This is a genomic window from Chloroflexus sp. (genome assembly GCF_056331925.1).
This window is the reverse complement of the sequence record NZ_JBWGQH010000023.1, coordinates 63,899-72,202: the sequence shown is the minus strand read 5'-3', so window position 1 is coordinate 72,202 and position 8,304 is coordinate 63,899. Positions and strand designations below refer to the sequence as shown.

Genomic DNA, 8,304 nt, shown 5'->3' with positions numbered 1-8,304 from the left:
CCTGTATGCGGTTCGATTCCCACCATTATCCGGTCGTTCAAATCCGCCACAACCAAACACATCAACGCCCTGCGCGGTACGCCCGGCGCCTCGGTCTGGCAACGCAACTATTACGAACACATCATCCGCAACGACGAATCCTCAACCGCATCCGCGACTACATCATCACCAACCCCGTGCGCTGGCATCTGGACCGCGAAAACCCCGACTGCACCGGCACGAACCCAGAGGAAGCAGAATGGTTCGGGTAACGACGAGCTGGTGCGGGCGCGGTTGGAGAAGGCAAATAGTAGGGGCGGGTTCCCACCCCGCCCGCATCACGATCCGGAACATCACCATCGCCGCAGCATCCGCCTGCGAGGGTACGATTATTCCCAGGCGGGGGCGTATTTCATCACCATTTGCACGCAGGGGCGGGCCCACCTGTTTGGCGAGGTGGTGGAGGGGGAAATGCGGTTGAATACGTGGGGACAGATTGTGTGGGAAGAATGGTTTCGTTCCGCCGTCCTGCGTCCGTATGTACGGTTATGCCCGAACGAATTCGTGGTCATGCCCAACCATGTGCACGGCATTATCTGGATTGTAAATGATGACGATGATGTAGGGGCACGGCGGCGCCGTGCCCCTACAGGGGAACGATTCGGGGCCCCTGTATGCGGTTCGATTCCCACCATTATCCGGTCGTTCAAATCCGCCACAACCAAACACATCAACGCCCTGCGCGGTACGCCCGGCGCCTCGGTCTGGCAACGCAACTATTACGAACACATCATCCGCAACGACGAATCCCTCAACATCGGTACGGCGGATGGCGCCTTTGGGATACAGCGTGGGGTATGGCGCGGTAGGAGCACGGCACGCGGTTGGGGCACAACGCCGCCGTGCCCCAACGATATGCACGGGGTATTACAGCTCATCCGGAACGCGTTGCGTGGCATTCTGGATTAATTGGCTTATTTTGGTGAGCAGATCGTGGGAGCGGTAGGGTTTAGGTAAGAAATCGGTGTATCGATCAATCGGGAGCTTGCCGGTTACTACTTGCTCTGCATTCCCGCTCATCAAGAGGACCGGTAACTGTGGTTCATGCTGGCGGATCGCGTCGAGCAACTCAAGCCCGTTCATCCCCGGCATAGCCAGATCGACTAGGGCGATGGTAATCGGTAGCGTAGACTCGGTCAAGAGGGCGAGCGCCGACCGTCCATCACCTGCTTCAACCGTCACCATCCCGGCCCGCTCAAGAATACGGCGCAGTGTCGTGCGCACGGCTACGTCATCGTCAACAATAAAAGCGGTACCTTGCAACGTAATCGGCTTGGTGACGGTACCAGGAGCAACTGCTACTTCTTTGCTGGCCGCCGGCAAGTAGATCGTAAAGCTCGAACCAAGACCAGGAACACTTTCGACCTTGATGGCTCCATTGTGGCGACGAACGATCCCCTGAACGGCGGCCAATCCCAAGCCGTGACCCTTCGGTTTAGTGCTGAAAAATGGGTCGAAGATACGACGCATCGTGACTTCGTCCATCCCAATCCCGGTATCGCTGACTGTTAACGTCACATACCGGCCGGGTGGAATCGTCGGTGTCAGGTTCAGCCGGCGGAGATCGGTTGCACTTAAAGTGACAACTCTGGTACGTAACGTGACCGATCCTCCACGTTCGCCAATCGCTTCAATTGCGTTTGTTAATAAATTCAGTACCACCTGGCGTATCTGACTAGCTTCGACTACAACGGACGGTAGATCGGTGACCAAATCGTAGTGGATCGTCACATGCCCGCTCCGATGACTCGGTAAATGTAAAATCCCCCCCATCTCGCGTACCAACGTCGACAAATTAACTGTTTCGAGCGAGCGCTGACCACGCCCGGCGTAGGCAAGAAGTTGACTACACAACTCAGCAGCACGTTGGGCTGCTTGATCGATAGCAACTAAGTGCGGTTGCAGTTCATGGTTGGGATGGAGATCGAGCAACGCCAGACTGGTATGCCCCATAATACCGGTGAGCAAATTATTGAAATCGTGAGCAATTCCACCGGCAAGTAATCCTAAACTTTCGAGCTTCTGAGCCTGCAACATCTGGGTCTCGAGTTGCTGACGCTCTTGTTCGGCATATACGCGTTCGAGTGCAACGGCCAACACATTTGCCACGCTTCTCAGAAAAAAGACAATCTCGGCATCAAGCGGGGCCTTTGCGTAAGCCACCAGAAGACCGAAGAGCCTTTCGTTACCACGGATTGGCAAAGCAGGACCGGATAACCCCAGATCTGCGACACGGTCAGCTAACTCTGTGGGCAAGCAACTCCAACCGGGGTGGTCGGCAGGTAGTGAACGGAGGAAGGCAATCGACAGGGGAGCAGTTGGCACGTTTCCCCAAACCGTATGCACGCGCACTTCCCCTTCAGGATCGAGTTCTATAATCTCGATCCCATTCAGCAGTAAGGTTGATCCTATCTGCTCAGCCGCAGCAGCAAACAGGGCATCAAGGTTCGAGTTCGCCAACGCTTCACGGGCCAACGTTGCCAATTGCTCTTGGCGAGCTGCTAACTCGACCAAACGCTCATTAGCCCGTTGTAGCGGCGTCACATCTTGCATAGCAACAATGGCACATAATCCTTCCGGCATCTCGACGATTTCTGCCGCCAATTGTGCAAAGCAGGTCGTACTATCACTCCGTTGAAAACTGAACTCGACCCCGTATACACTACCTTGTTGGTGTAACGTTGTGGCAATTGTTGGCCATTTCGACGACAATTGTGACCAGTGTAACGAGCTGATCGGCTGTTTGATAAGCTGTTCACTACTCACCCCAAAGAACTCACGGCAAGCCGCGTTAGCATTGATGATCATCGCGTCTTGCAAACGCACAATAATCATCGCAAACGGGGCAAAATCGAAAAGACGAGCCAATTTCTCTTCCGACTCGCGCAGGTGTTGCTCGGTCGTTTGCCGTTCGCGCAGCTCCTTCTCTGTCTCCCGCAGTGATTGATGGAAATGCTGCATTAACTGGTCGATGAAATAGCTGCCCAACAACATGTACAGACTATACGCAATGAGCCATGACAAGGGCGAGTGGGCGAGCAGTGGTGATTGCAACTGATCGGCAAACAGGACGAATAGGCCCCCAACCCCAATCGAAAGCAACGCGATAACCCAAGCCCACTGGCGACCCAGCAAGACTCCGGCCATCACCACAACTATCGGCAATACTGCAAACGCCGGCGCAGCTATCCCACGACTCAGGGCAGCCGTCATCGTCAAGATAATCCACAATGATCCGATGATGAGCCAGCTTGCTTGGCGAATACGTTGCCGATGTACTAGCCAGAGCGCTCCCAGAAACGCTGTAATTAGGGGAATAACAACGACGAGCCGTAGGGGGAGGAGTGATAGATCAATCGGGCTGGCAATGGTATACACCAATACCGCCAAGAGACAAAAAAAGACCAGAACACGCAATAATTGGGCAACGTGCTGATGCATAAGTGTGGCAATTGCCGAGTCTGGATCGGAAAAAACAGCCATCTGTATCCTCCCGTTGCCGGCTTCGTCAGATATGATGCTGCTTACCAATCCAAACGTAGGGGCTAATCAGCCTGTTCTGACGACGTATCGACACTGTGGGCAAGCGCCATCCCGCTTAGTTGGACTATCGCCTCACGCACCTCATCAGCGGCCGTTTGCCACGTCGCACGTAGTTTCGGGTGGGCCTTGAGGTACAGCGGTTCACCAAACCGAACGGTGACTCGATATGGCCGCGGAATAATTTTGCCTTTGGGCATTACCCGATTTGTGCCACCAACATACGTTGGAATGACTGGTGTACCGGGAAACTCGGCGATCAAACGCCCAATCCCGCTCCGGAATGGACCGATTTCGCTGGTTGTGCTGCGGGTACCTTCAGGAAACAGCAGGAGGGCATATCCTTCACGTAACGCACGGGCAGCGTGACGAAGCGGGTCTTGACCACCGCGTCGGTCGCGCGCAACCGGTATTGCGTTGAACAGAATACGCGACAGGAACTGCATTACTCCGCCTTTGAAGAAATAATCTTGCGCGGCAGCGGCAACGAAGCGCGATCGGACTTCACGCGGCAAGACCGTATATATAACCGCAGTGTCGGCGTGGCTGGTATGGTTGGCAGCAATAATCAACGCACCTTCGCGTGGGATATGCTCGATCCCCTCAACACGCGGTCGTACATAGATCCGCACAAAGCTGCGGAAAAGCGCCGGAACAAAACGGGCCGCAACATGGCGGCTGCGATAGAGACTCATAGTCAATCCCTATGATGCCTAGTCTCGTGCTAGCGAATGGTTGCCGGTTTGACCAGAAGCCGTCTTTACCTTTCGTGTAGCGTGAACGTTATACGTTATTATACCGTCTTGTCCTCATCTTTGCGAGATACTTTTGGGTATATTGCGATGGCAGGGGTTTTGAAACCCCTGCCGTACCGGTTGTGGTTACTCACTTTGCAAACGCGCAATCGCTACCGGATCGTAGCGCAAGATAGGTTGGCGCGCAGCCCGTACTTCATCAAGCCGGCGCACCGGTGCTTTCGTTGGCGCCGCGTGCAGTACCTCCGGTGTCTCGACTGCTTCGCCGGCTATCCGGCGCATTGTGGCAATGAACTGATCGAGCGTTTGTTTACTCTCGGTCTCGGTCGGTTCGATCATCAACGCTTCGGGCACAATCAGGGGGAAGTAAATGGTCGGTGGATGGAAGCCGTAGTCAATCAGCCGTTTGGCAATATCGAGCGTGCGCACATCTTTGGGTGCACCGGCAATCTGCCCACGCAAGACCGTTTCGTGCATACAGATGCGGTCAACCGCTTGCGGATAAATGTCTTTGAGCATCACGCGCACATAATTGGCGTTCAATACCGCCGTTTCACTTACCGCCCGCAAGCCGGCAGCACCCATCGAGCGAATGTACGCCCATGCCCGCACCAGCATACCGAAGTTGCCATGGAACGCTTTCATCCGCCCAATGCTCTTTTCGGGGGTGAAGAACTCATACTTCCCGTCTGTCCGTTGGCGGACGCGCGGACCGGGCAAGTAGGGAGCGAGAGCCGTAGTACAACCGACTGCTCCCGAACCGGGGCCACCACCACCATGGGGTGTGGTGAAGGTCTTATGCAGGTTGTAGTGCATGAAATCAAACCCCAATTCACCGGGCTTGGCGATACCTAAAATGGCATTGAAATTAGCACCATCGCCGTACATCAGGCCACCGGCTTCATGCACGAGACGGCAAATTTCGACGATATGCTCTTCAAACAGGCCCAGCGTGTTGGGGTTGGTGAGCATCATACCGGCAGTACGCGGTGATAGCTTCGCTTTGAGATCGTCGAGATCGACGTTCCCACGTGCATCACTCTTCAACTCGACTACCTTCAAGCCGGCCATTGCCGCCGTCGCCGGGTTCGTACCGTGCGCTGAATCGGGCACGAGCACCTCGGTACGGTCGGTATCGCCGCGGTCGAGGTGATAAGCCCGAAAGACAAGAATACCGGTGAGTTCACCCTGTGCACCGGCAGCCGGTTGCAGACTAACGGCATCAAACCCACTGATCTCGCCGAGATACGTTTGCAACTCATACATCAGTTCCAGCGCACCTTGGCTGAGTTCCTCGTCTTGCAATGGATGGGCAGCGGCAAAGCCAGGTAAACGAGCAACCTCTTCGTGGAGCTTGGGGTTATACTTCATCGTACACGACCCCAACGGGTAGAAGCCGGTATCAATCGAGTAGTTACGCTGACTGATGCGGGTAAAGTGACGAACAACTTCCGGCTCGGTTAATTCAGGAAAACCGGCCAGATCATCTTGCCGCAGCAGCTCGGTGGGAAGAGGCGTCGGCTCAACCCCAACATCGGGGAGATTGACGCCAATTTTACCGGGCTGCGAATAGGTAAAAATAGGTGGTTCTTCATTATGCATAACCGTTAGCTCCATTCACGGGTTCATCGGGAGTAGCTATAACGGGCGGGGACTGGACGGTATCAAGTTCGGCAGCAATATGGAGGGTCAAATCGGCACGCTCGCGTTCCAGCAAGAAGGTGAGCCGATACGGTAATAGGGCGAACTCCCGAACCTGATCATAACGACGGTCGGTCGTTTCATCGTAAGCCGCACCGTAACCGACCCGTAGACCGAAATAGGCAGGATCGGCAAAGTTGAGTTGCAACGCGACGTGGTCCCAACCCGGACGCCAAGCTTGGGCGAAACCCCAGCCGGTAATGCCCACCAGCCGCCAATCACGTTCACGGCGGCGTACAATAAGGCGACGCGGGTGGAGATCGCCGTGGACCAGACACGCCGGGCGTCCGGTAGTGGTCAACCATCCGGTGAGACGAGTTTGCAACCACGCACTCTGCTCATCCGTCAACTGGCCACGGGTTACCGCCGCTGCGGTAGCAACGGCTACCCGATGACGCAGATAGGCAACATCAGCGCCAGGAACCGCAGGCTGATCGGCAGGGGTTGGCAAAGCATCTGGTTGTAACGGGCCATAGTGCGGTGTCGTATAGCTATGAACCCGTGCCAGTGCCGTGGCTAGGGTCCGCCCAATCGCAAAGCGCGATTCTTCATCGATAGCGGCGATGACTTCGGGCAGTGGTGTTCCGGGTACATAGCTGAGCGCCAACGCCGGCGGGTCGTCGCCCTCAGCATCGATTTCAGCCAAGACCGTAGGCAGTGGGAGATCGATTTCAGCACGCAAGGTGCGCAGCGCCAATGCCTCGGCACTCAGTGACTCACCGGCCCATTGATCGACACCGGCCGGTAGCCGTACCACAATCTGGCGATCGCTCAGCGACACCAACAAACTACGCACACCGAGCGGCGCCGCGTCGCGGATCCGTGCTCCGGGCAAGAGACGGTTTACCAACCGTTCGATTTGGGGCAGTGAGAGTTGCTCAACCATTGTTCGATCACTCGCCAACCGTAGGCAGGAACAGCCTCAGAGAGCAGCCAATGCCTGCACTAACCGATCAATATCTGCCGGTGGATTCATCTCGGTAACGGCTAGTAGCATCGCATTGCCCAACTGTGGCTCATCGGCACTGAGATCATAGCCACCGATGATCCCTTGTTCACGCAGCGCAGCGTTGATCTCAGCGACCGGTCGTGGGCACTGCACGACAAATTCGCGGAAAAATGGCCGGTCGGCCAGCACGCGATAGCCAGGCAGTTCGGCAATTCGGCGCGCCGCATACTGCGCCCGTTGATAGGTAATTTCGGCCACCTTGCGCATCCCACGCTTACCCATCAGCGACATATAGACCGCCGATGCTAACGCCATCAACCCTTGATTGGTACAGATATTACTGGTGGCCCGTTCACGTCGAATATCTTGTTCTCGAGCGCGGAGGGTCAGCACATACGCCATGCGGCCATCGACATCTTTCGTCACACCGACAATCCGACCGGCAATTTTATGCACATATTTTTGGCGGGTGGTGAAGATACCGAGGTACGGGCCGCCAAACGACAACCCTAGGCCAAGTGGCTGCCCCTCACCGGTCGCAATGTCAGCACCTGCTTCGGCTGGGGTCTGGAACAAGCCAAGGGCAATCGGATCGAAATGCACGGCCAGCAACGCACCGCGCGCTTGCACCTGCGCCCCTAGCCCGCGTAGATCGTGCAACCGACCGAGGAAGTCGGGATTTTGCACGATCAACAGGGCCGTTCGGTCATCGACCTGGGCCAACGCTTCAGCGATCCCACTTCCTGGCGTCTCATCACCGACAATTTCGACATCGAGACCTTGCAAGTAGGTACGGAGCACAGCGCGATACTGTGGGTTTACATTCCGGGCGACCACGATTTTGCGTCGGTTACGCACCACGTTGAGCGCCATAATGGCCGACTCGGCCAGTGCAGTCGCGCCATCGTAGTGCGAGGCGTTGGCAATCTCCATACCGGTGAGTGCACAGATCAGGCTCTGATATTCAAAAATTGCCTGAAGTGTTCCCTGACTAATCTCCGGCTGGTATGGCGTGTACGCTGTATAATATTCACCACGGCGCAGAATCTGATCGACTGCCGCCGGGACGAAGTGATTGTAGGCTCCTGCACCGAGAAACACACAGTACCGACGGGTATGGGCATTCAGCTCGCTCATCCGATGCAATTCGGCCATGATCTCCGGTTCAGAGAGCGGCGGCGGCAATCTGAGCGGTGGGAAACGATACGCTGCCGGTACATCGGTAAACAGATCGGTGATGTCGCTCACGCCAATCGCCTGCAACATCTCCTGTCGATCGGCATCGGTGATCGGAATATAATGGGTCATAGCACATTCCGT

At 55.9% G+C, this 8,304-nt stretch carries 6 protein-coding genes; 1 reads left to right on the top strand and 5 read right to left on the bottom strand.

Translation table 11 applies throughout. The features are described 5' to 3' along the window. Positions 1-948, top strand: a 948-nt coding sequence (locus AC01ZF_RS12800; protein ID WP_476575397.1) for a transposase, incomplete at its 5' end; no start/stop codon positions are given. Here the strand turns inward: AC01ZF_RS12800 and AC01ZF_RS12795 are convergent. The 5 genes from AC01ZF_RS12795 to gcvPA all read right to left on the bottom strand — a co-directional run bounded on the left by AC01ZF_RS12795 (position 907) and on the right by gcvPA (position 8,292). After that, positions 907-3,522 (bottom strand): ATP-binding protein, encoded by a 2,616-nt coding sequence (locus AC01ZF_RS12795; protein ID WP_428112475.1) that lies wholly within the window; start codon positions 3,520-3,522, stop codon positions 907-909. The two genes, AC01ZF_RS12800 and AC01ZF_RS12795, sit on opposite strands and share 42 nt — an antisense overlap. 62 nt (positions 3,523-3,584) lie before the next feature. After that, complete coding sequence (locus tag AC01ZF_RS12790) at positions 3,585-4,274, bottom strand: lysophospholipid acyltransferase family protein (RefSeq protein WP_424675131.1); 690 nt, start codon at positions 4,272-4,274, stop codon at positions 3,585-3,587. A 186-nt stretch (positions 4,275-4,460) separates the two neighbouring features. Then, positions 4,461-5,936 (bottom strand): aminomethyl-transferring glycine dehydrogenase subunit GcvPB, encoded by a 1,476-nt coding sequence (gene gcvPB, locus AC01ZF_RS12785; protein ID WP_424675130.1) that lies wholly within the window; start codon positions 5,934-5,936, stop codon positions 4,461-4,463. Continuing rightward, positions 5,929-6,921, bottom strand: coding sequence for a phosphotransferase family protein (locus tag AC01ZF_RS12780; protein WP_476575396.1), 993 nt, complete (start codon positions 6,919-6,921; stop codon positions 5,929-5,931). Before AC01ZF_RS12780 ends, gcvPB begins: the two co-directional genes overlap by 8 nt. Before the next feature lie 36 nt (positions 6,922-6,957). Further along, a complete protein-coding gene (gene gcvPA, locus AC01ZF_RS12775; protein ID WP_424675128.1) occupies positions 6,958-8,292 on the bottom strand; it encodes an aminomethyl-transferring glycine dehydrogenase subunit GcvPA in 1,335 nt (444 codons plus the stop codon). Positions 8,293-8,304 lie beyond the last annotated feature (12 nt).